This is a genomic window from Martelella sp. NC20, assembly GCF_013459645.1.
GTDB lineage: Bacteria > Pseudomonadota > Alphaproteobacteria > Rhizobiales > Rhizobiaceae > Martelella.
Map to the genome: position 1 here is coordinate 2914247 of NZ_CP054861.1, position 25262 is coordinate 2939508.

Sequence of the window (25262 nt, forward strand, 5' to 3'; positions counted from 1 at the left end):
TCAAGGCCCCAATTCTCATTTCGCCCATGATGCTCTAACGTCTCGAACCAGAAGAGGAATTCGCGCTTTCCGGAAACGGTGGAGATGATCCGGAAAGCGGGTGAAGGCGGATGCATGGCGAACTGGGTTTACGGCTTCGGCGCGGGAGATGAGCACGAGATTGACCGCGACCGGCTCGGCGGCAAGGGTGCGGGGCTCGCCGAAATGGTGCGCATGGGCCTGCCCGTGCCCCCAGGCATAACCATCGTCTCCGATGTCTGCCGCTATTTCTACGATCACGGGCGCAGTTTCCCAGACGGGCTGAAGGAAGAGGTCGCCAGAGGGCTTGGCGCGGTTGAGGAGGCGACCGGCCGCCGCTTCGGTTCCGGCGAACGTCCGCTCCTGCTGTCGGTCCGGTCCGGGTCGCGGGTTTCGATGCCCGGCATGATGGACACGATCCTCAATCTCGGCCTCAACGACGAGACCGTGCTGTCGCTTTCCGCCGACACGGGTGACGCGCGGTTCGCCTGGGACAGTTATCGCCGGTTCATCCAGATGTACGCCGATGTCGCGCTCGGGCTCGACCAGGAGGTGTTCGAGGAGCTTCTCGAAGAGCGGCTTTCCGAACTCGGCCACCACTCCGAGACCCAACTGACGGCCGGCCAGCTTGAGGATATCGTCACCAGTTACAAGGAACTGCTCAGCGAGGAGCTGGATTGCGATTTTCCGCAGGACCCGTTCGAACAGCTCTGGGGCGCGATCGCGGCGGTATGTGCAAGCTGGACCAGCGCGCGCGCCACGGCCTACCGCACGCTGCACAACATACCTGTGGAATGGGGCACGGCGGTCAATATTCAGGCGATGGTGTTCGGCAATCTCGGCAACGGGTCCGCCACCGGCGTCGCCTTTACCCGCAATCCCTCAACCGGCGAGAATGCGCTATACGGCGAGTTTCTGGTCAACGCCCAGGGCGAGGACGTCGTTGCCGGCATTCGCACGCCCCAAAGCGTGACGGAAGCCGGGCGCATCGCTTCGGGCAGTGAAAAACCCTCGCTCGAGAAGCTGATGCCGGAGGCGTTTGAGGAGCTTTCCAGGTTTGCGGCCCGGCTTGAGCGCCAGTATGGCGACATGCAGGACATGGAGTTCACCATAGAGCGCGGCAAGCTGTGGATGCTGCAGACCCGCGGCGGCAAACGCGCGGCGGGCGCTGCGGTGAAGATCGCGATGGACATGGCCGATGAGGGGCTGATCAGCCGCCGGGAGGCGATCATGCGCATCGATCCGGCGACCCTCGACCAGATGCTGCATCCGACCATCCGCCCGGAATATCGCGGTACCCAGATCGGTTCCGGCCTGCCGGCCTCGCCGGGGGCCGTGACCGGCGAGATCGTGTTTACGGCCGAAGAGGCGATAGCCGCCAAGGCCGAGAAACGCAGGGTCATTCTGGTGCGCACCGAAACCAGCCCGGAGGATATCCACGGCATGACATCGGCGGTCGGCGTGCTGACCACGCGCGGCGGCATGACGAGCCATGCGGCCGTGGTCGCCCGCGGCATGGGCGTGCCCTGCGTGACCGGCGCCGGAAACATGCGGGTCGATCGTTTCGACAATATCCTCCACGGCATTGGCGGGGTGATGCTCCATGCCGGCGACAAGGTGACGATCGATGGCGCCACGGGCCGGGTGATGAAGGGCGCGGCGCCGACGCAGAAGCCGGCGCTTTCCGAGGATTTCCAGCGGCTGATGGTCTGGGCCGACGACGTGCGGCGCATGAAGGTGCGCACCAATGCCGATACGCCGGCCGATGCCCGCGCCGCGCGCGATTTCGGCGCCGAGGGGATCGGCCTTTGCCGAACCGAGCACATGTTCTTCGATGGCGGGCGCATTCACATGATGCGGCGGATGATCCTCGCTGAAACCGAAGAGGGCAGGCGGGCGGCGCTCGACCAGCTTCTGCCGATGCAGCGGGATGATTTCGAGGCGCTGTTTTCGATCATGCACGGCCTGCCGGTCACGATCCGCCTGCTCGATCCGCCGCTGCACGAGTTTCTGCCGAAGACCGACAGCGAGGTGGACGATGTTGCCGTTGCGCTCGGGATGGATAAGCTGGCGCTCAGGCATCGGCTCGACGCGCTTTATGAATCCAACCCGATGCTCGGCCATCGCGGCTGTCGGCTTGCGATCTCCTATCCGGAGATCACCGAGATGCAGGCGAGGGCGATTTTCGAGGCGGCCGTTGCCGCCGCCCGCGCCACTGGCGAGGCGGTTGTGCCGGAAATCATGGTGCCGCTGGTGTCGTTGCGCGCCGAGTTTGACTATGTGAAGGCGCGCATCGACGCGGTCGCCCGCGAGGTGATGTCTGAGACCGGCATGGAGATCGAATATCTCGTCGGCACCATGATCGAACTGCCGCGCGCGGCCCTTCGCGCGCACAAGATTGCCGAAACCTCGGCGTTCTTCTCGCTCGGCACCAACGACCTGACCCAGACGACGTTCGGGCTGTCGCGCGACGATGCGCCCGGTTTCATCGGCACCTATCAGAAAAAGGGCATTATCGAGCGCGATCCGTTCGTCTCGCTGGATTTCGACGGCGTCGGAGAATTGATGCGGATGGCCGTCGAGCGCGGTCGGCAGACCAAGAGCGATCTCCAGATCGGCATCTGCGGCGAGCATGGCGGGGATCCCGTTTCGATCCGCTTCTGCGAGGGGCTGGCGCTCGACTATGTCTCGTGCTCGCCGTTCCGGGTGCCGACCGCGCGCCTGGCCGCCGCCCAGGCGACGATCCGCCAGTCTCAGGCAGAAAGCCTGTAGCGGTTATTCAGCAGGGGCGGGCCATCGGTTGTCACCCTGCCGCGCTCAACGAGATCCTCCAGATGCGCGAGCACGGAAAGGGCGGCCGCGCCATGCAGCCGTGCGTCCGTGGTGCGGTAGATCACCTCCACGATCCCGGCGATGGTTTCGTCTCCGGCAGCGAGCCGCTCGAGGATCGCCTTTTCGCGCATGCGCCGGTGCGAGCGGGTGGCGCGCAATACGCCCTTGGCATCGCTGATGATATCGCCATGGCCCGAGAAGTAGACGGTTTCCGGTCGCTCCAGCAGTTTTTCGATCGAGGCCATGTAGTCGCCCAGCGAGCCATCGGGGGGAGCGACAATCGTGGTCGACCAGTCCATCACATGATCGCCGCAGAACAGATAGGGCGTGCTCTGAAGCGCGAAGGCGAGGTGATTGGCGGTGTGACCGGGCGTGTGCACGGCCTGAAGCGCGAAGCCGTCGACGGCGATGCTGTCGCCATCGCCGAGAACGACATCCGGCTGGAGGGTCATATCGGCGCTTTCGGCAAAGGGATTTGTCTCGCCGGCAAACAGCGGGCGGGATTGCCGGTGCGGCCCGAAACCGGCGATCGGCGCTCCGGTTTCGGCCTTGAGCCTGCGGGCCATCGGCGAATGGTCGTTATGGGTATGGGTGACGGCGATGAAACGGACCTTGCGACCGCCGATGGCGGCAAGCCAGTGCTCCAGATGACCGTCGATCTCAGGGCCGGGATCGATGATGATCAGTTCGTCGCGGCCGACGAGATAGCCATTGGTGCCGTGAAAGGTGAACGGCGACGGGTTTTTCGCCGTCAACCGGGCAATGCCCTCGGCAAGCGGCACGGCGCGCCCATAGGCCGGATCGAATTCGGGTATGCTCATCGCATTTCCTTCAACATGCTGCCTTGCCTGTCTGACATTGTGCGCACAAAAAGCAAGACCATTGCCGGCCAGCGCGTATCGCCGACGAAATTCTCTTCACGCGGACAGATTTAGGCGTTGAGACCGGGCGTGAGCTTTGCTAAGACGCTGTGCGCCTCGCCGGCCCCGGCCCGCGGGCCGTTGCTGGGGTGTAGCCAAGCGGTAAGGCACCGGTTTTTGGTATCGGCATGCGCTGGTTCGAATCCAGCCACCCCAGCCAGATCAATTTTCAATTGCGGCGAAAGCGTGTCAAGCGCTGTCACCTCGTAGCCCTTGGCGTGCAGAGCGCGAGCCAGGTTCGAACCGATGAAGCCGGCGCCGCCGGTGATGAGGACCCTCGTCATTATTGTCTCACTTTCTTGCTGTCAACCGAACTGTCGTCGAGCAGATCGGTAATGAATTCATCTATCGTGCGGACTGTCTGGCGGGTGTCATGCCGGTCAAGCTTGGCGATAAGCCGCGGCAGTTGTTCCGGCGCGCTCTCGAGAGGGAAGGTGGCCACTTCTCCGTCGTTGAAAACGCCCGAGCGCGCCACATGCGGGTTGTTCGTAATGACGGGCACGCCCATGCTGAGCGACTCGAAACAGCGCACCGTTATGCCGCTTTGCAGCGGATGCGCGTAGTCGAGCGTGGCCCTTGAATTGGCAATCGCATCCATCGCCTTGTCGTAGCTCAAAGCTTTTCGGGAAATATGACGCCTGAGCCGGAAAGCCGCGAGCGGCGCGCGCAATACATGCGGAATGTAGGTGAACAGGCTGCCGGCATAAAGAAAGACGAAGACCCGCTGGCCGTTCAACGCCTTCAATGCCCGGTCGACATAATGCAGGCGCTGGGAGTGGACCCGCATCACGATCGACAGATCGTAGGCCGGCTCATCCGACTGACGCCTGGAGGTCGTGCCGGTGAACAAATGAACGAGCGGAACGCCGAAACGTTCGGAATCGGCGATGTCGAAGGTCGCAAACCGGTCGGTCTCGTCCGACTTCTGCTCTGCTGCGTGGCCGGATTCTACTCCGTCGTTGAAAAGCCTAACGTGCGCGCAGAAAAATCCCCCCCGAGAAAAGCCTCATAGGCATCGCGGATACCATCCTCGAGGTCGATCTTCGGCGCCCAGCCCATGGCGCTGAGCTTGTCGGCGCTCATCAGCTTGCGCGGCGTGCCGTCGGGCTTGGAAAGATCATGGACGATCTCGCCTTCAAAGCCCACGACCTTGCAGACCAGCTTGGTGAGATCGAGGATCGAGATATCGGTGCCGGAGCCGACATTGACGTGCTCCTCGCCGGAATAATTCTTCAGCAGGAAGACCAGCGCGTCGGCGCAGTCATCCGCATGGAGGAATTCGCGCAGCGGCGTGCCGGTGCCCCAGACCACCACTTCTTTCGCGCCGGAAGCCTTGGCCTCATGCGCCTTGCGGATCAGCGCCGGCATCACATGGCTCGAATTCAGATCGTAATTGTCGCCCGGGCCGTAGAGATTTGTCGGCATCGCCGAGATGTAGTCGCGACCGTGTTGCCGGCGATAGGCCTGGGCGAGCTTGATGCCGGCGATCTTGGCGATCGCATACCATTCATTGGTCGGCTCCAGCGGGCCGGTCAGAAGCGCATCCTCGCGGATCGGCTGCTCGGCGAATTTCGGGTAGATGCAGGACGAGCCGAGGAACAGCAAACGGTCGACGCCGCTCTTGTGGGCGGCCTCGAAGATGTTCGCCTCGATCATAAGATTGTCGTAGAGAAAATCGGCCGGATAGGTGTCGTTGGCGAGAATCCCGCCGACTTTTGCCGCGGCCATGATAATCGCATCGGGCTTTGTCTCGCGGACGAAGGCTTCGACCTCGGCCTGCCGCTTCAGGTCGACCGTACCGCGCCCGGCAGTGATCACCTCGCAGTTTTCGCTCGCCAGACGGCGGACCACGGCGGAGCCTACCATGCCGCGATGGCCGGCCACCCAGATTTTCTTCTCCGCGATATCGAAGGGCATGGGGTCTCTTTCGTTCTAAAACTGAAGTCGTTCAGCCTTCGAGGCTGACCGGCAGGTCGAGCCCGTGCGCCTTCAACAGCGCATAGCGCCGCGCGGCTTTGTGATCCTCGACCACCATTTCCCGGCACATGTCGCGAGCCGTGATCTCCGGCACCCAGCCGAGCTTTTCTTTCGCCTTTGTCGGGTCGCCGAGCAGCGTGTCGACTTCGGCGGGGCGGAAGTAACGCGGATCGATCTTCACGATCACGTCGCCCGGTTTCACATTGGGCGCCAGATCGCCGATTACGGCCTCCACCGTGCCAACCTCATCGACGCCGGAGCCGGAAAAGGCGAGCGTGATGCCGAGGTCGGATGCCGCCCAGGTGATGAATTCGCGCACCGAATACTGCTTGCCGGTCGCGATCACAAAGTCCTCGGCCTGATCCTGCTGCAGCATCATCCACTGCATGCGGATATAGTCCTTGGCATGGCCCCAGTCGCGCAGTGAGCTGATATTGCCCATATAAAGGCATGACTCGAGGCCGAGCGCGATGTTTGCAAGGCCGCGCGTGATCTTGCGGGTGACGAAGGTCTCTCCGCGGCGCGGGCTTTCATGGTTGAACAGGATGCCGTTGCAGGCATACATGCCGTAGGCCTCGCGATAGTTGACCGTGATCCAGTAGGCGTAGAGCTTGGCGGCAGCATAGGGCGAGCGCGGATAAAACGGCGTGGTCTCGCGCTGCGGGGTTTCCTGCACGAGGCCGTAGAGCTCCGACGTGGAGGCCTGATAGAACCGCGTCTTGTTCTCCAGCCCGAGGAAGCGGATCGCCTCCAGCAGGCGCAGCGTGCCGATCGCATCGACATCGGCGGTATATTCGGGCGCTTCGAAGGAGACCGCGACATGGCTTTGCGCGCCGAGGTTATAGACCTCGTCCGGCTCGATATCGCGGATGATACGGGTCAGGTTCGAGGTGTCGGACAGGTCGCCATAATGCAGCTTCAGCCGCGCATTCGAGGCGTGTGGATCCTCGTAGAGATGATCGATACGCTGGGTATTGAACGACGAGGCGCGGCGCTTGATGCCGTGAACCTCATAGCCTTTTTCGAGAAGTAATTCCGTGAGATAGGAGCCGTCCTGACCGGTAACCCCGGTTATCAAAGCCGTTTTCGTCAATTTTTCTCTCTTGAATTGATTTTCAAAGAATATCAGCCGCTATCAATTTGCGATGCGAGACATTGATAACTCCGAGTTTCATAGTCGTCATCGGCGTCGAATCTGGCCAAATATGATGCGCCGGAGCATACACTATGCTGACGTTATTGCACTCACTATTTGGCCAAGCCAACGGGATCGTCTCGGCGGAGAAAACACCAAAGCCGACATATGCCGAAGTCGGCTCGCAGCAATAGCTCTCCTCACTCTCGCGGCATTCAACGCCGCGGTGCACTTTCGCTCCGACCTTGACAGTCCGCACTTTGGAATCCGTTTCACAACGACAAACACATTCTGTCAAAGTGGTGCTGGCCGACATGGCCGGTTTCTATACCGCCGATGACAGAAATGCGGACCCCGTTCCATGCATTTAGCCTGGTTCCGTGGCTTGTCGGCAGGTGCCAATGACGTCCGGCTACCATGCCGTTCAATCCGGCGGCGTATAGCCGTCCGGGAACTGCAGCAACCGGTCGCAGGCGCCGCTATTGCCATAGAGTGTCTGGTATTGTTCGGCCTGCTGGCGCGCGCGCAGACGCGCGGCGTCGATGTCGGCTTCGGTGGCGCCCGACTGGAGCGCCTTGGCGAATGTCGCATCGGCGGCGTCGTTGAGGCGGCGCGTGGCGCGAAGGCCGCCATATGACTGGCAGTCCGCGGCGCCGAGTTCGGCGCGGGCAGCCTGATCGAGCATGATTTCGTCAGGGCCTTCCGGCGCGGCCGTCTGGCAACCGGCCAGGGCGAGCATCGCTGCCAGGGGAATGGCAATACGGTATGGGATGGTCATCTGGCGCCTCCTGAAATCGCCCGCCGTCGGGCGGGTCATTGCCGCGAATATCCGATACTCGCAGCGTGAGCGCAAGCGCCCCATGAAAGGATTATGCCTTGCGGCTGCGGCCGATCCCGTCGACCGCCGGCCGATGTGCTGACATCAGCGGCAATTCTTGCCGGGCCGGCGGCTCGGCGTGATGAAATGGCGCTGCGCGTCGCGGCAGCCTGGGTCTTCCGGCCCGGCCGGAACCGGGTCGGCGCACACGCTTTCCGCTTTCGTGCTCTGTTGCCTCTCGTTCCTTGCTGTCGCCCTCCTGCCTGTGCGGGCTTGTCGACGAGCCGGCGCATCAGATCCGCTGCATCGCTTCGATGAACAGCTTCGCTTTCTCGCCGACGGCTGCTGCGTCCATGCCGGGCTTGTAGAGCGCTCCGCCAATGCCGAAACCGGATGCGCCGGCCCTGGTGTAGGCTTCCATGTTTTCGGGCGTTACGCCGCCGACGGCGAACACCGGGATTTCTTTTGGCAGGACCGCTTTCCACGCCTTGATGACGATCGGCGGAATGGCCTCGGCGGGGAAGGCCTTGACGCCGGTGGCGCCCGCCGCGACGGCGGCGAAGGCTTCCGTTGGCGTGGCAACGCCCGGCAGGCTGATCATGCCCCTTGCGGCGGTCGCCGCGATCACCGCCGGGTTTGCGTTGGGCGAGATGATGACCCTTGCCCCGGTCGCTGCGACATCTGCGACTTGCGCTGGCGTCAGCACGGTGCCCGCGCCGATCAGCGCGCGGTCGCCGAAACGGTCCTGCAGCCTTTCGATGCTCTTCAGCGGTTCGGGCGAATTGAGCGGCACCTCGATGATGCGCCAGCCGGCATCGATCAGCGCCTCGCCGACCGGCTCGGCTTCCTCGGGTCTGATGCCGCGCAGAATCGCGATCATGTTGCATGCTTTCAGCGCTTCGGTGAAATTCATCGCGTTCATTCCTGTTCCGTCGATTGCAGTTTGCCGGTGATGCGTTGGACGCCGAGGGTCGCGGCATCGTCCGGGCCCGGCTTGATCTTCACGTCAAAAAGCGGCGCGACGCGCCCGTAGCGCAGGGTCAGCGCCGTGTTGCCGATGATGCCGATCGCTTCTCCGGGATGCAGCCATCCGGCAGCCCGCGCCTGACGGAACTCCGAGCCGATGATGAGGCCCGAAACGTAATCCGCGACATCTTCGGGCTGAAGCGCGCCGGCGAGAACGCCGCTGCGGGCGCTGAAGACGGCGGCAAGCAGGGCATCGGCGGCAGGCTCGTCGCTCGCCGCAAATTCCGCTCCCCGGTCGAAGGCGGACCAGAGCGGCTTGCTGCCGGGAGCGGGCTCGGCGGCGCGCGCGATGAAGGAATGCCGGGTCAAAAGCGCGAATATCTCTCCGGTGGCATAGGTCTGGAAGGCGGCGATACGGCCGTTTTCGATACGCGCCCACTTGCTGTGGGTGCCGGGCAGCACCAGCGTGTGGTCCTCGGCAAGGCCATAGCCGACGATCTGCGTTTCCTCGCCGCGCATGACATCGGGAAACGGTTTTGCGGCCGGGTCGCGCAGGCCGGGCAGAAAAGTCATGGTCGCGCCGTTTTGCAGCGTGATGCGCTTTGCGCCCGCGGCAAGTTCCGCCGGGCCTGCCGGCGCATCGACATATGGCACCTCGACCCAGCCGCTGCGGCTGGTGATCATGCCGCAGGCGGTCACGGGGAAGGGGCCGTGTTCGGCAAACCACGGGCCGATCGCCGCCATCAGAGCCGCCTCGAACGCGCCGCCTTCCACGAACTGGATGCCGCCACTCGGGCTTTCGCATCTGTCCAGCACGAGGCCGTCGGTCGAAAGCAGCGTGGCGCGGAGCGAACTGGTGCCCCAGTCGAGAATGGCGGAAACGGTCTGGGTCATGCGGTCGGTCTCATTTTCAGGTGTGGGCATTTCACGGAAAATTCGCATGTATTTTGTCTTGGCGCATTTCGCGTCTGCGAAATACCAGCCGGCAAAAGGCTGCGCCGCGAAATCGTGTCATTTATGTATGATCTTTCATCCGATTTCTAGTCACTCTGTTCCATTTTGGAGGCGAGCCGCGTCCGGCGCAGCGCGTCGGTCATCTCGCTTCTGGCGACGCCGATGAGCTGTTCCATGGCATGGCGCGCGGCATCGGGTCGGCGCATCCTGATGGCTTCGAGCACATCCTGATGGGCAAGGATCGCCTGCTCATGGGATTGGCTGGCGCGGTTCGTGAAGCGGAAGCTCGCTAGAAGCGCTGCCCGGATGGCGCTGGCGAACTGGCGATAGACCCAGTTGCCGCTGGCATTGATGATCGCGGTGTGGAATTCGAGGTCGGCCCGGCTCCATTCCTCATTGTCGCGGGAATTGGCCTCGACCATATCCTCGAAGGCTTTCGCGATCTGGTAGAGCTGTCTCGCGTTCGCGTTCGCGGCAGCCTGGGCGGCCGCGGCCGGCTCCAGAAGTTGCCGGGCGTCGATCAGCGATGAGTAAAAAGCGTCGTCCGCCCCGACAGATAACATGATGTCGAGCACGGTGGGGTCGAGGTAGTTCCAGTTTTCGCGCGGCAACACGATGGTGCCGGCGCGGGTGCGGGAGCGCACCATGCCGAGGGCGGAAAGATACTGCATTGCCTCGCGCAGGCTGGTGCGGCTGACGCCGAACCTTTCCGTCAGTTCCACCTCGTTGGGCAGGGTGGCGCTCTCGGGAAATGTGCCGGAAACGATCAGTTCAACGAGGGACTGGAGCAGCGCCTCCCGTACGCTGCGCTTGCCGCGCTGGGCGATCGGCGCGCCGTCTTCCGTCAGTATGTGAGTCATTGCTTCGCTTTTCACTGGTTCCCCTTGGTTCGAACGCCTTGATTCGTGAGTGCTTGTCCCGTTGGGCGCCTCAAGCCGAGTTCGTCACCGCATTCGATATAGGTAATATGATAGAAATAGAACTCTCATTCAAATCAGAAAATAAATCATATTTATAATTGACATTGATCGGACGTATTATAAAGATCGTGCCGCCGGGACGGCATGGCCTCCGGCAGGGAAAACGTCCACAGGGAGGAGCACAATGAAGCTCATCATCAAGGCGGCCTTGTTGGCCGCCGCCGCATTGTCGAGTGTGACAGCCGCTTCGGCGCAGGAAGATCTCAAGGTCGGCGCGATCTACATGGATGCGCAGGGCTTTTATGCCGGCGTCCGCAAGGGCATCCAGGATGGCGCGGAAGACGCCGGCCGCAACCTCGTCATTGTCGAAACCAACGCCCAGGGCGATGTCAGCAAGGAATCGTCCTTTATCGACTCGCTGATTTCGGCCGATGTCGAGGCGATCATCGTGTCGCCGGTCTCCGCTGACGGCTCCTATCGCGCGATCCGCCGGGCCCACGACGCCGGCATCCCGGTGGTCTGCTACAATACCTGCCTCAACGACGCGGACATGAAGGAATACATCTCCGCCTATGCCGTCGGCGACCCCTATGATTTCGGCCACAAGCTCGGCGATGCCGCCGCCGATTACTTTATCGCGGAGGGCAATGACGCGCCCAGGATCGCCGTGCTGAACTGCGAGTTCGTCGAGGTCTGCATCACCCGCAGAGAGGGTTTCGAGGAAGCGCTGATGGCCAGGGTGCCGGGCGCCGAGATCGTGGCCAACCAGGAAGGCGCCACCCTCGACAAGGCCGTTTCGGTCGCCACCACCATGCTGACCTCCAACCCTGATGTCGACGCCTTCTTCGGCGAGGCCGGCGGCGCCACGCTCGGGGCCGCGCGCGCCGTGCGTTCGCAGGGCAGGGAAGGCGAGGTCGTCGTTTTCGGTGGCGACATGACCACCGAAATCGCCCAGGAACTTGCCGATTTTACCGTTATCAAGGGAGTTGTGGATATCTCCGGCCAGGGCCTTGGCAAGCTTGCGCTGGCGCAGGCGATCAAGTCGATCGATGGCACGCCGCCGGAAGGCATCAGGGTTCCCTATGATATCGATCTCTACAAGTCGCCGGAAGATGGCAAGGCCTGGCTCGAGGCGCATGCCGACGGTATTCCGTGATCGGTAGCCCGGTTTAGCCAAAGGCTGCACCACCCAGGCAAACATCGAGATGCCGCCGCAACCCGGCGGCATCGCCATCAACGGGAAGACCAATGACGTCTGCATCTCAGATCAACAGTCCGGAAGTGCCGGCGCTCGTCTCGATGACAGGGTGTACGCGGCGCTATCCCGGCGTGCTGGCCCTCGACAATGCCGCCTTCGAGGTCGCGCCGGGCGAAGTGCGCGCGCTTCTCGGCAAGAACGGCGCTGGCAAGTCCACGCTCATTCGCATGCTGACGGGCGCCGAAGTGCCTGACAGCGGAACCGTCCTGATCGACGGCGAGGAACTGACGCATACGGGTTCCGCCCGCGCGCAGCAGGCCTTTGCGCACGGCGTTCGGGTGGTCTATCAGGAACTCAGCCTCATCCCCGGCATGTCGCTCGCCGAGAACCTGTTCCTCGGCCGCTGGCCGCGAAAGGGCGGCGTCATTCGCCACCGCGCCATGATCGCGGAGGCCAACGAGGCCATGCATCGTCTCGGGCTTGACCTCTCGCCCGATACTCTCGTTTCGGCTCTGAGCCCCGCCGAGCGCCAGCTTCTGGAAATCGCAAGGGCGCTGCTCGGCAATCCCAAACTGGTGATCCTTGACGAGCCCACGAGTTCGCTTGCGGCGGCGGAGGCCGAGAAGGTGATGGCGGCCGTGACGCGCGTTGCGGCGCAAGGCATCGCGGTGATCTATGTCAGCCACCGGATGAATGAAATACGCCAGATCGCCCATTCGGCCACGATCATGCGCGACGGCCGGATCATCGATACCGTCGATGTGAAAAACGCCGATACCCGCCAGATCGTCCGCCTGATGCTCGGCTCGGAAAGCGCCGAGGCGGCCGTGCTGGAAGATGCAAGCCAACCCGAGATCGTGCTCGAGGTCGGGGATCTGGCGGTGGCGCCGAAACTGTCGTCGGTGTCGTTTTCGCTGAAGAAGGGCGAGGTTTTAGGCATTGCCGGCCTGCTCGGCTCCGGCCGGACGGAACTGTTGCAGGCCATCATGGGGGTACGCCGCGGTGAATCTGGCGAGATATTCGCCAATGGCAAACCGGTAAAAACGCTCGGCTACAAGCAGATGGTCGGGCTCGGCTTCGGCTACACCCCCGAAAGCCGCAAGGAAGAGGGCATCGTTCCGCTGCTCGGCGTTGATGAGAACACGCTTGCAACGCGCTTTGAAGGCGTCACCGTCAACGGCGTGCTGTCGGCCCGGCGGATGGCGGAGGCGACCCGGAAGATCATCGACCGGCTCCATATCAAGACGGCGCGGACCGATACGCCGATCGGCACGCTCTCCGGCGGCAACCAGCAGAAGGTCGTGATCGGCCGCTGGGTCTATGCCGGCAGCCGCGTGCTCCTGCTCGACGAGCCCACTCGCGGCGTCGATATCGAGGCCAAGGCCCAGATCTATGCAATCATTCGCGAACTTGCCGCCGAAGGCCGCAGCATCGTTTTCGTCTCCAGCGAGATCGAGGAACTGCCGCTGGTGTGCGACCGGGTGCTGGTCCTCCGGGAGGGCGCGCTCCGGGAAGAGTTCAAATCACCCAACATCGATCAGGACACCTTGATGGCGGCCTGCATTTCCGGACACTGAGGGAGACGATGATGTCGCACAATGACGCGGCCAATCCGGCTGCAACCAAAAAGAAGAGCGGCTTCGGCGTCTCGAAGCACGTAAACGAACTCAGCCTGTTCGTGGCGATCGCGCTGCTTTATGTGATTTTCGGAACGACCGCCTACGGCTTCCTGTCGTTCAACAATCAGGTGAATATTCTCCGCGACGCGGCGACGATCGGCATTGCGGCATGGGCGATGACGCTGATCATCATCTCCGGCGAAATCGACGTCAGCGTCGGTCCCATGGTCGCCTTCGTCTCCGTCGCTTTGGCCTACCTGCTGCAATGGGGTTTTCCGACGCCGATCGCCTTTCTGCTGGCGGTAGCACTCGGCGCCGGGCTCGGCGGCATTTCCGGCGTGCTGCGCGCCTATTTCGACGTGCCGTCCTTCGTGGCGACGCTCGGCATGTGGAGCGCGTTGCGCGGCCTTGCGCTGTTCTTCACGGATGCGCTGCCGGTTTCGATCGGGCGCAACGATACGCTGGACGCGCTGGACCGCTCGGTTCTGGGCATCCCGCCGGCGGCGATCATCATGCTCGTCCTGTTCGCGGTGTTCGCCTTCGTCAGCCGCAAGACGGCGTTCGGGCGGTCGGTATTCGCGATTGGCGGCAATGCCCATGCGGCCTATCTCAGCGGCATCAACGTATCGCGGATTCGCGTGGCGATCTTCGCGATCGGCGGCGCGATGGCGGCGATCTCCGGCATCCTGCTGGTCTCGCGTCTCGGCTCGGGCAATGCGACGGCGGCAAGCGGCCTCGAATTCGATGTGATCGCGGCGGTGGTCGTCGGCGGCACGGCGCTTTCCGGCGGTCGCGGCTCGATGCTGGGCACGCTTCTCGGGGTTCTGGTGATCACGCTTATCGGCAATGGCCTTGTGCTTCTCGGCATCAACCCGTTCTTCCAGCAGGTTGTCCGGGGCCTCATCATCGTCGTTGCCGTGCTCGCCAACATGCAGGCGATCAAGCGCAGCCTTGCCCGCAACAAGGGGTGAGCGGAATGGCGGTCGTTGATATCAGCTCTGGCGCCCTGTCGTTGCGCGCATCCACCAATGGCTGCGTGATCCTCGGCTTCTGGCGGGACGGGGAAAGCGGCCGTGTGCCCTTGCTGCGTCCAGCGCAGGGCGGGGCGGATGCGCTGTCGTCGTCCTGCTATCCGCTCGTGCCGTTCGGCAACCGGGTGAGGGGCAACCGGTTCGAATTCATGGGCCGGAACCACGCGCTGACCGCGAATACCGACTGGGACCCGCATTATCTTCATGGCGAGGGCTGGCTCTCGCAATGGTCGCTCGAACAACATGAGGCCGACCGGCTGGCGATGCGTTTCCGTCATTCAGGCGGCGGCACGCCCTATGTCTATGAGGCGTGGCAGTGTTTCACGCTTGCCGACGGAGAATTAAAGCTTACCCTCACCGTCGAAAACCAGGGGGACGAGGCCCTGCCATTCGGTCTCGGCTGGCATCCCTATTTCCCGATGACGCCGGAGACGACGCTCATGGCGCCCGCCCGGAAGTTCTGGACCGAGGTTGAGGGGTGGCTGCCCGGCGAGGCCACGGAAATCCCCGCCGACCTCGATTTCAGCAAGCCGTCGCCCTTGCCGCATCGCTGGGTCAATAACGGGTTCGAAGACTGGTCGGGTGAGGCGGTGATCACGTGGCCGGAACGCGCGACGAGGCTCCACATGAAGGCGGAACCGCTGTTCAGGCACGCCTTCATCTTCGTCTCGGATACCGCGTTCGACCCCGGCTTTCAGCGGGACTATTTCTGCTTTGAACCGATGACGCATCTGGCGGACGGGCACAATATGCCCGATCTCGGCGGGCTTCGTGTTCTTCAGCCCGGCGAAAAACTGTCGGGCAGTATCTGGCTGGGAGCGCAGGACCTATGAGTATCCGCAACGAAACGGCCGGGCAGGGGCGCTACGACTATATCCTCGTCGGCGGTGGCAGTTCGGCCTGCGTGGTCGCGGCCGGTCTGGTCGAAAGCGGCGCGCGCGTGCTTATGCTGGAGCGCGGCCCCGCGAAAGTCAGTCCGATCATGCATTTTCCCGCCGGCTACATGAAGTTCCTGGCGAAGGATACCTATCTTTCGATGCACGCGACCGCGCCGCAGCCTCAGCTTGACGGGCGCGGGCCGATCGTGCCGCAGGGCAAGGTGCTGGGCGGCGGCAGCACGGTCAACGCCATGGTCTACATGCGCGGCCAGGCGGCCGATTTCGACCTCTGGAACGCGTTGGTGACGGACGGCGAAAACGACGGCGCATGGTCCTATCGCGATATCCTGCCTTACTTCAAGGCGCAGGAAGACAATGACCACCTCGCCGGTGAATATCACGGCGTCGGCGGCCCGTTGAAAATCTCCCATCTCGGCCACACCAGTGCGATGACCCGCGCCTATGTCAAAACCCTTCAGGGCATGGGCATTCCCTACAACCCCGATTTCAACGGCGAAAGCCCGTTCGGCGTCGGCTTCATGCAGCACACTATCGACTGGCGGACGCGGCGGCGTTGCAGCGCGGTCGACGCGTTTCTGGCGCCGGTCATGGGCAACCCGCTGCTGACGATCGTCACCGGGGCGACGGTCACCGCGATCCGGATGGATGGCGACCGGGCGGTCGGCGTCGATTATGCGCGCGGCGGGGCCAGCACGTCGGCATTCGCGGACAGCGAGGTGATTCTGGCCGCTGGCGCTTACCAGACCCCCAAACTTCTGATGTTGTCCGGGATCGGGCCGGAGGATGAGCTCAACCGCCACGGCATCGGGGTCAGGGTCGCTCTTTCAGGCGTTGGGCGCAATCTGCAGGATCACTATGAATGCCCGGTGGTCGCCACCACCAGAGGCTCATATGGCTATTACGGCCAGGATCGCGGCTGGCCGATGATCAGGGCGGGGCTTCAGTACCTGCTGTTCAAGTCCGGCCCGGCATCCACGACAGGGGTCGAAACCTGCGCCTTCCACGACCCGGAGGGCAACAACGACTGGCCGACGATCCAGATGTTCTGTGTGCCGACCGTCTATCTCGACCGCGATGTCATGGGCGCGGACCCCGGTGACGGCGTGACCATCAATTCGCTGCTGCTGCGGCCGAAATCGCGCGGTTCGGTAACGCTCGCCTCCGGCGATCCGTTTGCCGACCCGGTGGTCGATACCCGGATTTTCAGCCACCCGGACGATCTCAGGGTGACGATGGCGGGGTTGCGCTATGCGCGAACCGTGCTTGCGGCCTCGCCGATGCGCGAACTGATCGACAGGGAAATCTTTCCGGGCGCCGAGGTGACCAGCGACGAGGCGATCGCGGCGCATTGCAGGCGCACCGTCAAGACCGGCTATCACCCGGTCGGCACCTGCAGGATGGGGCATGACGGCGATCCGGATGCTGTGCTCGATTCCCGCCTCAGGGTCCGGGGCACACGGGGGCTACGGGTCATCGACGCTTCGCTGATGCCAACCATCGTCAGCGGCAATACCAATGCCGCCGTTCTTGCCGCCGCCGCCAAGGCGACCGACCTCATACTGTCCTGATCGGAACCAGCCATGAAGATCACCAAGCTTACCACCTATCTGGCGCCGCCGCGCTGGCTGTTTCTGAAGATCGAAACCGATGAGGGCATTGTCGGCTGGGGCGAACCGGTTGTCGAAGGGCGGGCGCTGACCGTTCAGGCGGCGGTCGCCGAGATGGCGGATTATCTCATCGGCAAGGATCCGTTTCTGATCGAGGATCACTGGACCGTGCTTTACCGGGGCGGCTTCTACCGGGGCGGCGCGATCCACATGTCGGCGCTGGCGGGCATCGACCAGGCGCTGTGGGACATCAAGGGAAAGGCGCTCGGGCAGCCGGTCCATGCGCTGCTCGGCGGCCAGTTGCGGAACCGCATCAAGGTCTATTCGTGGATCGGCGGCGATCGCCCTTCCGACGTCGCCAGGAACGCAAGGGAAATGGTCGCGCGCGGCTTCAAGGCGATCAAGCTCAACGGCTGCGAGGAAATGCAGATCGTCGATACCAATGAGAAAGTGGAAAAGGCGGTCGAGACCATCGCGATCATCCGCGAGGCCGTCGGCCCCCATATCGGCATCGGCGTGGATTTTCACGGCCGGGTCCACAAGCCGATGGCCAAGGTTCTGGCCAAGGAACTGGAGCCCTACAAGCTGATGTTCATCGAGGAGCCGGTGCTTTCGGAAAACAGGGAAGCCCTGCGGGAGATCGCCAACCATTCCTCCACGCCGATCGCGCTTGGCGAACGGCTTTATTCTCGCTGGGATTTCAAGCCGATCTTCGAGGGCGGCTATGTCGACATCATCCAGCCGGATCTGTCGCATGCGGGCGGCATCACCGAATGCCGCAAGATCGCCGCCATGGCGGAGGCCTATGACGTCGCGCTGGCGCCGCATTGTCCGCTCGGGCCGATCGCGCTTGCCGCCTGCCTTCAGGTGGACGCCGTCTCCTACAACGCCTTCATCCAGGAGCAGAGCCTCGGGATCCACTATAACGAGACCAACGACATCCTCGATTACATTTCGAACAAGGACGTGTTCGAATATGCCGACGGCTTCGTCAGCATACCGCAGGGGCCGGGGCTGGGCATCGAGATCGACGAGGCCTATGTGATCGAACGCGCCAGAGAAGGGCATCGCTGGCGCAATCCGATCTGGCGTCATCCGGATGGAAGTTTCGCCGAATGGTGAGGAGCGGACAATGACAGGACGGCTTTCCGGCAAGCGCATATTCGTCACCGGCGCGGCGCAGGGTATCGGTCTTGCGATCGCAAGGGCCTTCGGGAACGAAGGTGCGTCACTCTTCATGGTCGACCGCGATGGCGCGCTTCTGGAGCGCGAGGCCGGGGCGCTTGTCGCATCCGGCGGGGCGGTCGGCTGGTGCGCCGTTGATATCACCGATGCCGGGGCGATCGCAGCCGCCATGCGTCAGGCGGCGGATGAAGTCGGACCGATCAACGCGCTGGTCAACAATGCCGGCGTCAATGTCTTTTCCGCGCCGCTCGAGACGACCGACGAGGAATGGAACCGGTGCTTCGACATCAATCTCAAGGGTGCGTGGAACTGCTGCAAGGCGGCGCTTCCAGGCATGATCGGGGCCGGCGGCGGCGTCATCCTCAACATCGCCTCCACCCATGCCTTCACGATCATCCCGCATACCTTCCCTTATCCGCTGGCAAAGCACGCGCTGCTTGGCATGACCAAATCCCTCGGCCTTGAATATGCCGCGAGCAATATTCGGGTAAACGCGCTCGCGCCCGGCTATGTGGCGACGCAGAAGGTCATCGACTACTGGAACGGCTTTCCCGATCCCGAGGCTGCGAAAGCGGAGACCCTGAGCCTCCATCCCGGCGGGCGGATCGCCACCCCCGGCGAGATCGCGATGGCGGCGGTGTTCATGATCTCCGACGAATGCCCGTTCATGAACGCGACCTGCCTGACCGTCGACGGCGGCCTCAGCGTACAGCAACATCCTGCCTGAGCCGACCGCACGGGCGTCAGCAGGTTCGTCCGGGGACGTGGCAGGCCTGATTGTCGAAAATAAAGTCCGCCATTCCGGCAATCGCCCGATCAGGCGGGCTGTTGGCGCAGCACCGGCGGCAGCGTTATCATAAGGCGCGCCTTATCTTTCGAGCGGGAGAAGGCGACGTCGCCGCCAAAACTGCGGGCGCGTTTTACCATGTTGGCGAGACCATGACCCTTGCCCGGACAAGGGCTGCCGGTGACATCATTCTCAACGGTGATGATGGCGTCTCCGCTTTCATTGGTGGTTGCCGAAATCGATATATGCGTTGCCGGACCATGTTTCACCGCGTTGGTGACGGCTTCCTGCAATATTCTCAACAGCGCGAGGGCGTTTGAGGGGGTGACGCCGGTGACGACCGGCATTTCTGTGGTCAGCCAGTCGAGCCGGATCCCCATACGGTGCAGTTGAGGGCCGGTCCGCTCGCGAAAGCTGGCCAGCGCAACGCGCAGATCCGTGTCGCTCAGATCGAGAGACTGGATGACCAGCCGGAGATCGCCGAGAGCATCGCGCGCGGTGCAGCGGATCGCGTCCCGGTCAAGCGGCTCTCTCTCCGTCTGCGCCATGATCGACACGAGGTAGCCGCTCAATCCGTCATGCAGGTCCCGCATCAGCCGGTCGCGCTCCCGCTCCAGGGTCATATGCGTCGCGTTCCTGCGTTCTTTTTCATTAAGCAGTCTCAACTCGCTCTCCTGCTCGTCGAGCTTCCGTCTCAGACGGATGTTCGCGCTGTCAACCTGATTCAGGCTTTGCACCAGTCTGATGGTGATGATCAGTAGGGCGGCCAGGAGAGTGGCCATCTCGATATAGGGGGTCAGCATATGCGCGCCGCCGGTAATGCCAAACAGCAGGCCGACATCGTGAAGTCCGAACAGCAGGCAGAGCACGAGTGGGATTGCGATGATGGCGGCGATCGGGTCTCTTGATCGAAAATAATGTGCGATGGCAATCCACAGGGCCGCGACCATGGCGGTAATGCTCAGAATGTTGCCGATGGCTGCAATGACCGGTCCCGAGGCGACGCCGGCCCAATACGCCATGAGCAGAGTGATCGGCAGGCCCAGGGCGATGTAGAGCGATTTCCGGACGAACTTCCGGCCGGCCATTTCCAGCGTCAGGACGACAGCGATCAGCAGCGTGCCCAGTTGCAGCGTTGCATAATAAAGTCGCGGCACTCCGGTTCCCGCAAGCGTGCAGCCATATTGGGTGGCCGTCAACGCCAGGCTGAAGGCCATGATCAGGCTGAACCAGCGGGAAAAGCCATCTGAGGGCCGCAGCAACGCGATCACGATGACGCTGATGGTAATCATCGCCTTGAGCAGCAGCGAGGTGAAACGCCATTGTTCGAAGAGGAAGCCATATAATTTCTGGTAGGGCAGAAAGACGGAATACGAGGTCAGGTAAACCGGCGACAGATAGCTTGAGATCCAGCCATCGACCCGACTATGCAGGATTTCGAGTTCGTTTTCGCCCTTGCGAACCGCAGAAGGACTGATGTCGAACGCATAAAAGTCGCCAAGGCGCGGCGAGGTGAGGAGCGAGACGTCGCGCCGTTCGAGGGCGATCCCATTCAGGCGAACGTCGATCGTCTGGCGCACCGCCGGAAAGAAAAGAACGGGATGATCTGCAGGGATCGCGTTCGATGTGAAATGGATCCTGTAGAGCGCTTCGGTGCGCAACGTCTTTGTCGCATGAGGGCGGGTGTAGGGAAGCGATATTTCCCGGACCGGCGAGCCGCCTTCTTCAAGTGTTGCGGAACGCAGGACAACAGCATCGCGCGGCGTTGGCAGGGATAGGAAGAACGGCATCGCGCAGCAAACCGCGATGCCGATTACGACAAGCGTCGAGCGCAAAACAGACCATAATTTCAGGTTGGTGAACCGGGCCTGAAGCTCTTTTACCAACAAAGCTGTAGGACCTGCAGTCAAAATTGCATCAGTCCCTGCCGGGTTGCCTCAAAAACGGCCTCGGACCGGTTTGTGACCTGAAGCTTGCGATAAATATTGCGGATATGGACGGGCACGGTCTGTCTTGAGATATGCAGTTGCTGGGCGATTTCCGCATAGGTGAACCCTTTGGAGATTCCCCACAATACGTCCATCTCTCGTGACGTCATATTGACGGCCGGCTCCCATTTGTGGGTGTCGGGCGACTGTTCGCAGAGCTGCCTTACAAGGATGCGGGCGATCCGGGACGATATTGGCGAGTGCCCTGCCATCAGGCTCTCCACGGCCTCGATGAGGTCCAGGCTGTCCGCGTCCTTGAGCAGGTAGCCTGAAGCCCCGGCACCGATCGCCTCAAGCACGGACCTTTCATCAGCGAGAACGGAAATGACCATCGACTCCGCCCGCTCATGCGTTTTGCGAAGCGCGCGGATCGCATCGAGACCGCTGCCGTCGGGCAAATTCAGATCCACGATCAGAAGATCGACTTCGCTCCGCTGATAGGCCGCAAGCGTTTCCGCCAGGGTCGCGCAGGAGGCGACGAGATCGCCGTCCGCCCAGCCGTTGATCAGGCTGGCCAGCCGCTCGCGCACAATGTCGTCATCCTCGCACAAAACGATCCGATAGGGTGCCAAAGAAGAACTCTCTATTCCAGCCCGATGCGCTAGAGCATTTCCGGTGAAAACAGGATCACCGGAATTGCTCTATCTATTTGTTTTGACGCATTTTCGCGGACGTCAGGTGATTCCACCTGACTGCGAAATGCGCTAGGTACCACCCTGGCTGCGTTGGTGCAGTCAGTCCTACTTTGTTTTCTGTGATGCACGGATGAGCAATACCATAAACATGGTATTTTGTGAGTTCTCTCGAACCTATACCACCCCCTTCAACGCTTGAGGAAGTTTTTCGAATCTTGAGCCACAACGGGGATTAAAATGCATTCCGCCACTGAAAGACGACGGGTTGAACCAGACCGAAAGCGTAAATCGCCGTCACGTATCTTTACGTGCCGATGCGGTCATCGTCTGCGTTTTGGTTCTGCTACCTGCGGTAGCTGCTATCACATTACGCCGTTCTACAATCGCCGCTGGCCCTATCTGATGCTCTCGATAGTCTTGGGGGTGTTGGGTGTACTGATAATGATATTCAGCGCATTGCTTCTGTATATGAAAGTTTCTGGTGCTAATAACTTTATGTAGTTGTATTTTACATAGACAAAGATTCACTGACGTATAAATTTGAAATTCGGGTTCCGTTGCTGATCATGCCGCTATGATCTGCGACGGAGCCCGGTCCTTTTTGACGAACTACATTTGAGTGGCCTGTGACCGGAATATTTCCATGGCGGCCGACAAGAGTCTGCCGCGGCTGCCCCGCGTTGACAGAGTGGCGTTATAGGTAAGAGGTAATTTACCTTATTCCGCCTGAGCCTTGTTCGGTCCGGCTTTGGTCCATGGCTTAAACCTTCCGATGGAATCCGGCTCGAAAATGCCAAACCCTGCACCAAACGCGCTCGCTCCCCCGACGCGGGGTCTCAATTTACCCCGGTAATCATGGCAATGATTTCGTTCTTGTCGGTTTCAGCGGTGTTGCGCACCCCGATCTGCTTTCCCCGGCGCAACACGCATATCCGGTCGGAGAGCTTGAAGACCTGATCGAGGCTGTGGCTGACGATCAGGATGCCGATATCGCGTTTCCTCAGCGTCTGAACGATCTCCTCGACCTTCGCGGTTTCGGCCACCCCGAGGGCGGCCGTCGGTTCATCGAGCAGGACCAGCTTGCTGGCCCAGTGCGTGGCGCGGGCGATCGCGACGCCCTGCCGCTGGCCGCCGGAGAGGTCGCGGATCGTCGCATGGGCGGAGGGAATGCGCACGTCCAGTTCCTTCACCAGCATTTCGGTTTCCGCGATCATCTTCCTGCGGTCGAGCAGGCCGAGCGCGTTGACCGGTTCGCGCCCGAGAAACAGGTTCATGTAGACGGTCTGCTGGTCGGCGAGCGCGAGGTCCTGGTAGACGACCTCGATACCGTGGCTGCGCGCCATCGTGGCATTCGCCATCGTCACAGGCTTGCCGTCGATCGCGATCGTGCCCGAGGTCGGCGCATGCACGCCGGAGATGATCTTGATGAGGGTCGACTTGCCCGCGCCGTTATCGCCGACCAGCGCGACGATCTCGCCGGGATGAACCGCGAGCGAAAAATTCTCGATGGCGACCACGGCGTCGAAGCTCTTGTGAATGTCCCGGAGTTCGAGAACCGGCTGTTCAGTTGGCATCACGTTCTCCTAAAGCGGCCAGGCGGCGGTCTCGCCATTGGTGTATTCGATGGTCTCGACCTTCGGCGCGCCGCTCGCAATGCCGGAGACGCCGACGACATAGGCGCGGGTGACGAAAGCCTGTCCGCGAAAGCCGAAAATCGCGGTGTCGCCGGGCTTCGGCGCGGCGGGACCGGCAGCGTCGATCATGGCGTAATAGTCGATCATCGAAGGCGGCGGCACCTCGACGCTGCGAAGTGCCGCGGCCGCCGTCGTCGGCTCGGCGGAGACGATCGCCCTGACATCGTAATCGGGAAAGATCGGGTCGATGTAGAAGCCGCCGCCGAACGCATAGGCCTTGCCGCCCGAAAGGTGCGAGACCTCGGTGAGGTAGAGCATTGCGGGACGCTCCGGCAGTTCCTCGACGACATGGAGCGCGGTCGTGCCGTGCAGGCCGTTGCCGGGTTCCACCTGGGTAGCGCCGGCCTCGGCGAGCGCTGCAAGCACGACGCTCGACGTCGTGCCGGGCGCGTTGACCTCGATATCGCGGCGGCCGCTTCTGGCGAGCGCCTCGGCGGCCTTCGAAAGCGTCGCGAGGTTTTTCGTCGGCAGAACCTTGCGGCTTTCATGATCGTAGAGCAGGGCGGGGAAGGTGGTAATACCGGCGAAACGCCCGCCATCCAGGCTGTCCAGCATGTCGGCGACAATGGTCACGTCACTTGCTGCAAAGCCGCCTTCGTGACCGCGGTAAAAGGTATCGCCCTCGGCATGGATGCGGGCGAGAAGGTTCTGCGTGCGGCCCGCCTTTGCCGATGCGGAAGCCGCTTCCAGCGCCTTTTCGGCGTTGAAAACGGTCCAGTAGTCGGGGGCGAGAGTTCTGGCGGCCGCTTCCGCCTCTGCGCGGGCGATCTGTTGCAGGTGTCCGAGGTGGCCGACCTTCATGCCGGCATTGTGGGTCGCGCGGGCGCAGGCCATGTCGACGGCGACCGAGCGCTCGATGCCGCCGCGCATGATCGCCCGGCAGGCCGAGCTTGCGCGGCCGAACTGCTTCGTCATGGCGAAGATCTTCAGGCCGTGGCGATCGGCTTCCGTTTTCAGGTGACGGGCGTTCGCCTCGAGCGTGTCGAGATCGATGACATAGGCGTTCGCCGGGATCTTTCCCGCCTGATGGAGCGTCTGGGCAGCCTCGATGAAGGCGGGGTTTCGGTTGCGGAGGCTTTCAAGAAACATCTGTCGCTCCTTATCTGGATTTGTCGCGCAGCGAGACGGAAACGGCGGCGAGGATGATCAACCCACGAACGATCATCTGGTCGGAGACCGACAGGCCCATCAGGATAAGGCCGTTGTTGAGCATGCCCATCATCAGCGAACCGACGAGCGCCCCGATGACCGAGCCCTTGCCGCCGCTCAAAAGCGTGCCGCCGACGATGACGGCGGCAATGACGGTCATGAGATCGGTCTCGCCAAGTGTATATTTTGCGGCCTGCAGGCGGCCGGCATAAAGCAGTCCGGCAAGGCCGGCGAGGCCGCCCGAGATCATCAGCACGGCCAACCGCATGCGGGTGACGCTGATGCCGGAGACGCTGGCCGCGCGGGCATTGTCCCCAAGCGCCAGCACATGGGCGCCGAACCGGGTGTGCCGGTAGATGATATGGCCGAAACCGACGGCGATGATGACCCACCAGATCAGCGAGGGAATGCCCAGAAGCGAACCGGAGCCGAAAAAGCCGGTGAATGTCTCGTTGATCACGGGAATGCTGCGCAGATTGGTCATCGAGCGGGAGACGCCGGCAAACAGCCCCATCGTCGCGAGCGTGACCAGGAATGACGGCAGCCGGACATAGGCGACCAGCACGCCGTTGATGAAGCCGATCAGAAGTCCTGCGGCAAGCCCGGCGGCGATGCCCGCCGCAAGGCCGTAGCTTGCAAGCGTCACTGCCGCCGCAAGGGCCGAGACTGCGACGGTGGAGCCGATCGAAAGATCGATCTCGCCGGCGGAGAGAACGAAGACCAGCCCGATCGCCATGATCGTGATCGGGGTGGTCTGCAGCACGATGTTCGTCAGGTTGCGCACCGTCAGAAAACCGCTGTCCTTCAGGACGACCGCGAAGAACAGGAAGATCGCCACGAAGCCGATGTAAACCACATAGTGTTTGAGGTTCGCATAGCTTGCCAACCGGCGCCTTGCCATAGCGTGAGACATTCCTGCTCTCCTTGCATT

The 25262-nt window shown here is 62.3% G+C and carries 22 protein-coding genes, 1 tRNA gene and 1 pseudogene; 9 read left to right on the plus strand and 15 right to left on the minus strand.

Going from position 1 to position 25262, the window contains the following annotated elements:
- Positions 1 to 114: 114 nt before the first annotated feature.
- The gene (gene ppdK, locus HQ843_RS13825) at positions 115 to 2790 is read left to right on the plus strand and encodes a pyruvate, phosphate dikinase (protein WP_180897775.1); all 2676 of its coding nucleotides are present in this window, start codon (positions 115 to 117) and stop codon (positions 2788 to 2790) included.
- Here ppdK and HQ843_RS13830 read toward each other — a convergent pair.
- Positions 2772 to 3671 carry an MBL fold metallo-hydrolase gene (locus tag HQ843_RS13830; protein ID WP_180903224.1) on the minus strand — a complete coding sequence of 300 codons (900 nt, stop codon included), beginning with the start codon at positions 3669 to 3671 and terminating at the stop codon, positions 2772 to 2774. The two genes, ppdK and HQ843_RS13830, sit on opposite strands and share 19 nt — an antisense overlap.
- A 184-nt stretch (positions 3672 to 3855) precedes the next feature.
- On the opposite strand from HQ843_RS13830, the gene HQ843_RS13835 reads away from it, so the two are divergent.
- Positions 3856 to 3930: transfer RNA gene (locus tag HQ843_RS13835), tRNA-Gln, on the plus strand.
- Positions 3931 to 3940: 10 nt separating this feature from the next.
- On the opposite strand, the pseudogene HQ843_RS13840 reads toward HQ843_RS13835, so the two are convergent.
- The 9 genes and pseudogenes from HQ843_RS13840 to HQ843_RS13880 all read right to left on the minus strand — a co-directional run.
- A pseudogene (locus tag HQ843_RS13840) lies at positions 3941 to 4054 on the minus strand (NAD-dependent epimerase/dehydratase family protein); the annotation flags it as partial.
- Entirely contained in the window at positions 4054 to 4620 is a 567-nt protein-coding gene (locus tag HQ843_RS13845; RefSeq protein ID WP_180897774.1) for a glycosyltransferase family protein, read from the minus strand. The gene HQ843_RS13845 and the pseudogene HQ843_RS13840, both read right to left, overlap by 1 nt.
- Positions 4621 to 4718: 98 nt before the next feature.
- The gene (gene fcl / locus HQ843_RS13850; RefSeq protein WP_305793951.1) at positions 4719 to 5687 is read right to left on the minus strand and encodes a GDP-L-fucose synthase; all 969 of its coding nucleotides are present in this window, start codon (positions 5685 to 5687) and stop codon (positions 4719 to 4721) included.
- Positions 5688 to 5718: 31 nt separating this feature from the next.
- Positions 5719 to 6840: a GDP-mannose 4,6-dehydratase gene (gene gmd, locus HQ843_RS13855; protein WP_180897773.1), complete on the minus strand. Its 1122-nt coding sequence runs from the start codon at positions 6838 to 6840 to the stop codon at positions 5719 to 5721.
- Between the two features lie 22 nt (positions 6841 to 6862).
- Entirely contained in the window at positions 6863 to 7198 is a 336-nt protein-coding gene (locus tag HQ843_RS13860) for a hypothetical protein (RefSeq protein WP_180897772.1), read from the minus strand.
- Between the two features lie 108 nt (positions 7199 to 7306).
- The gene (locus tag HQ843_RS13865; RefSeq protein WP_180897771.1) at positions 7307 to 7660 is read right to left on the minus strand and encodes a hypothetical protein; all 354 of its coding nucleotides are present in this window, start codon (positions 7658 to 7660) and stop codon (positions 7307 to 7309) included.
- 331 nt (positions 7661 to 7991) lie between these two features.
- The gene (locus HQ843_RS13870) at positions 7992 to 8612 is read right to left on the minus strand and encodes a 2-dehydro-3-deoxy-6-phosphogalactonate aldolase (protein WP_246710110.1); all 621 of its coding nucleotides are present in this window, start codon (positions 8610 to 8612) and stop codon (positions 7992 to 7994) included.
- Positions 8613 to 8617: 5 nt separating this feature from the next.
- Positions 8618 to 9559, minus strand: a complete 942-nt coding sequence (locus tag HQ843_RS13875) for a 2-dehydro-3-deoxygalactonokinase (RefSeq protein ID WP_180897769.1) — start codon at positions 9557 to 9559, stop codon at positions 8618 to 8620.
- A 146-nt stretch (positions 9560 to 9705) separates the two neighbouring features.
- Positions 9706 to 10479: a FadR/GntR family transcriptional regulator gene (locus HQ843_RS13880; RefSeq protein ID WP_180897768.1), complete on the minus strand. Its 774-nt coding sequence runs from the start codon at positions 10477 to 10479 to the stop codon at positions 9706 to 9708.
- Between the two features lie 244 nt (positions 10480 to 10723).
- Between HQ843_RS13880 and HQ843_RS13885 the strand changes: the two genes are divergently transcribed.
- The 7 genes from HQ843_RS13885 to HQ843_RS13915 all read left to right on the plus strand — a co-directional run bounded on the left by HQ843_RS13885 (position 10724) and on the right by HQ843_RS13915 (position 18805).
- Positions 10724 to 11695, plus strand: a complete 972-nt coding sequence (locus HQ843_RS13885) for a substrate-binding domain-containing protein (RefSeq protein ID WP_180897767.1) — start codon at positions 10724 to 10726, stop codon at positions 11693 to 11695.
- Between the two features lie 92 nt (positions 11696 to 11787).
- Positions 11788 to 13314, plus strand: coding sequence for a sugar ABC transporter ATP-binding protein (locus HQ843_RS13890; RefSeq protein ID WP_180897766.1), 1527 nt, complete (start codon positions 11788 to 11790; stop codon positions 13312 to 13314).
- Positions 13315 to 13325: 11 nt separating this feature from the next.
- Positions 13326 to 14327 carry an ABC transporter permease gene (locus HQ843_RS13895; RefSeq protein WP_180897765.1) on the plus strand — a complete coding sequence of 334 codons (1002 nt, stop codon included), beginning with the start codon at positions 13326 to 13328 and terminating at the stop codon, positions 14325 to 14327.
- Positions 14328 to 14332: 5 nt separating this feature from the next.
- Positions 14333 to 15220 carry an aldose 1-epimerase gene (locus tag HQ843_RS13900; RefSeq protein ID WP_180897764.1) on the plus strand — a complete coding sequence of 296 codons (888 nt, stop codon included), beginning with the start codon at positions 14333 to 14335 and terminating at the stop codon, positions 15218 to 15220.
- Complete coding sequence (locus HQ843_RS13905) at positions 15217 to 16854, plus strand: GMC family oxidoreductase (RefSeq protein WP_180903226.1); 1638 nt, start codon at positions 15217 to 15219, stop codon at positions 16852 to 16854. Before HQ843_RS13900 ends, HQ843_RS13905 begins: the two co-directional genes overlap by 4 nt.
- 12 nt (positions 16855 to 16866) lie before the next feature.
- Positions 16867 to 18015 carry a galactonate dehydratase gene (dgoD, locus tag HQ843_RS13910; protein WP_180897763.1) on the plus strand — a complete coding sequence of 383 codons (1149 nt, stop codon included), beginning with the start codon at positions 16867 to 16869 and terminating at the stop codon, positions 18013 to 18015.
- Positions 18016 to 18025: 10 nt separating this feature from the next.
- Positions 18026 to 18805 (plus strand): SDR family oxidoreductase, encoded by a 780-nt coding sequence (locus tag HQ843_RS13915; RefSeq protein WP_180897762.1) that lies wholly within the window; start codon positions 18026 to 18028, stop codon positions 18803 to 18805.
- Positions 18806 to 18894: 89 nt separating this feature from the next.
- Here HQ843_RS13915 and HQ843_RS13920 read toward each other — a convergent pair whose 3' ends face one another.
- The 5 genes from HQ843_RS13920 to HQ843_RS13940 form a co-directional block, all read right to left on the minus strand.
- On the minus strand, positions 18895 to 20751 hold the full coding sequence (locus HQ843_RS13920; protein WP_180897761.1) for a sensor histidine kinase: 1857 nt from the start codon (positions 20749 to 20751) through the stop codon (positions 18895 to 18897).
- A gap of 20 nt (positions 20752 to 20771) precedes the next feature.
- The gene (locus HQ843_RS13925; RefSeq protein ID WP_246710111.1) at positions 20772 to 21425 is read right to left on the minus strand and encodes a response regulator transcription factor; all 654 of its coding nucleotides are present in this window, start codon (positions 21423 to 21425) and stop codon (positions 20772 to 20774) included.
- 899 nt (positions 21426 to 22324) lie between these two features.
- On the minus strand, positions 22325 to 23062 hold the full coding sequence (locus tag HQ843_RS13930) for an ATP-binding cassette domain-containing protein (protein ID WP_180897760.1): 738 nt from the start codon (positions 23060 to 23062) through the stop codon (positions 22325 to 22327).
- Positions 23063 to 23071: 9 nt separating this feature from the next.
- On the minus strand, positions 23072 to 24271 hold the full coding sequence (locus HQ843_RS13935) for an alanine racemase (RefSeq protein WP_180897759.1): 1200 nt from the start codon (positions 24269 to 24271) through the stop codon (positions 23072 to 23074).
- 10 nt (positions 24272 to 24281) lie between these two features.
- Positions 24282 to 25244: an ABC transporter permease gene (locus HQ843_RS13940; protein WP_180897758.1), complete on the minus strand. Its 963-nt coding sequence runs from the start codon at positions 25242 to 25244 to the stop codon at positions 24282 to 24284.
- Positions 25245 to 25262: the final 18 nt, after the last annotated feature.

What these genes read in the sequence shown, in the direction of transcription:
- HQ843_RS13860 (WP_180897772.1), bottom strand. Translation starts at nt 7,198, where the DNA reads ATGTCGGCCAGCACCACTTTGACAGAATGTGTTTGTCGTTGTGAAACG.
- ppdK (WP_180897775.1), top strand. Translation starts at nt 115, where the DNA reads ATGGCGAACTGGGTTTACGGCTTCGGCGCGGGAGATGAGCACGAGATT.
- HQ843_RS13890 (WP_180897766.1), top strand. Translation starts at nt 11,788, where the DNA reads ATGACGTCTGCATCTCAGATCAACAGTCCGGAAGTGCCGGCGCTCGTC.
- dgoD (WP_180897763.1), top strand. Translation starts at nt 16,867, where the DNA reads ATGAAGATCACCAAGCTTACCACCTATCTGGCGCCGCCGCGCTGGCTG.
- HQ843_RS13905 (WP_180903226.1), top strand. Translation starts at nt 15,217, where the DNA reads ATGAGTATCCGCAACGAAACGGCCGGGCAGGGGCGCTACGACTATATC.
- HQ843_RS13830 (WP_180903224.1), bottom strand. Translation starts at nt 3,671, where the DNA reads ATGAGCATACCCGAATTCGATCCGGCCTATGGGCGCGCCGTGCCGCTT.
- fcl (WP_305793951.1), bottom strand. Translation starts at nt 5,687, where the DNA reads ATGCCCTTCGATATCGCGGAGAAGAAAATCTGGGTGGCCGGCCATCGC.
- HQ843_RS13885 (WP_180897767.1), top strand. Translation starts at nt 10,724, where the DNA reads ATGAAGCTCATCATCAAGGCGGCCTTGTTGGCCGCCGCCGCATTGTCG.
- HQ843_RS13865 (WP_180897771.1), bottom strand. Translation starts at nt 7,660, where the DNA reads ATGACCATCCCATACCGTATTGCCATTCCCCTGGCAGCGATGCTCGCC.
- HQ843_RS13880 (WP_180897768.1), bottom strand. Translation starts at nt 10,479, where the DNA reads ATGACTCACATACTGACGGAAGACGGCGCGCCGATCGCCCAGCGCGGC.
- HQ843_RS13900 (WP_180897764.1), top strand. Translation starts at nt 14,333, where the DNA reads ATGGCGGTCGTTGATATCAGCTCTGGCGCCCTGTCGTTGCGCGCATCC.
- HQ843_RS13915 (WP_180897762.1), top strand. Translation starts at nt 18,026, where the DNA reads ATGACAGGACGGCTTTCCGGCAAGCGCATATTCGTCACCGGCGCGGCG.
- HQ843_RS13940 (WP_180897758.1), bottom strand. Translation starts at nt 25,244, where the DNA reads ATGTCTCACGCTATGGCAAGGCGCCGGTTGGCAAGCTATGCGAACCTC.
- HQ843_RS13895 (WP_180897765.1), top strand. Translation starts at nt 13,326, where the DNA reads ATGTCGCACAATGACGCGGCCAATCCGGCTGCAACCAAAAAGAAGAGC.
- HQ843_RS13870 (WP_246710110.1), bottom strand. Translation starts at nt 8,612, where the DNA reads ATGAATTTCACCGAAGCGCTGAAAGCATGCAACATGATCGCGATTCTG.
- HQ843_RS13875 (WP_180897769.1), bottom strand. Translation starts at nt 9,559, where the DNA reads ATGACCCAGACCGTTTCCGCCATTCTCGACTGGGGCACCAGTTCGCTC.
- HQ843_RS13930 (WP_180897760.1), bottom strand. Translation starts at nt 23,062, where the DNA reads ATGCCAACTGAACAGCCGGTTCTCGAACTCCGGGACATTCACAAGAGC.
- HQ843_RS13935 (WP_180897759.1), bottom strand. Translation starts at nt 24,271, where the DNA reads ATGTTTCTTGAAAGCCTCCGCAACCGAAACCCCGCCTTCATCGAGGCT.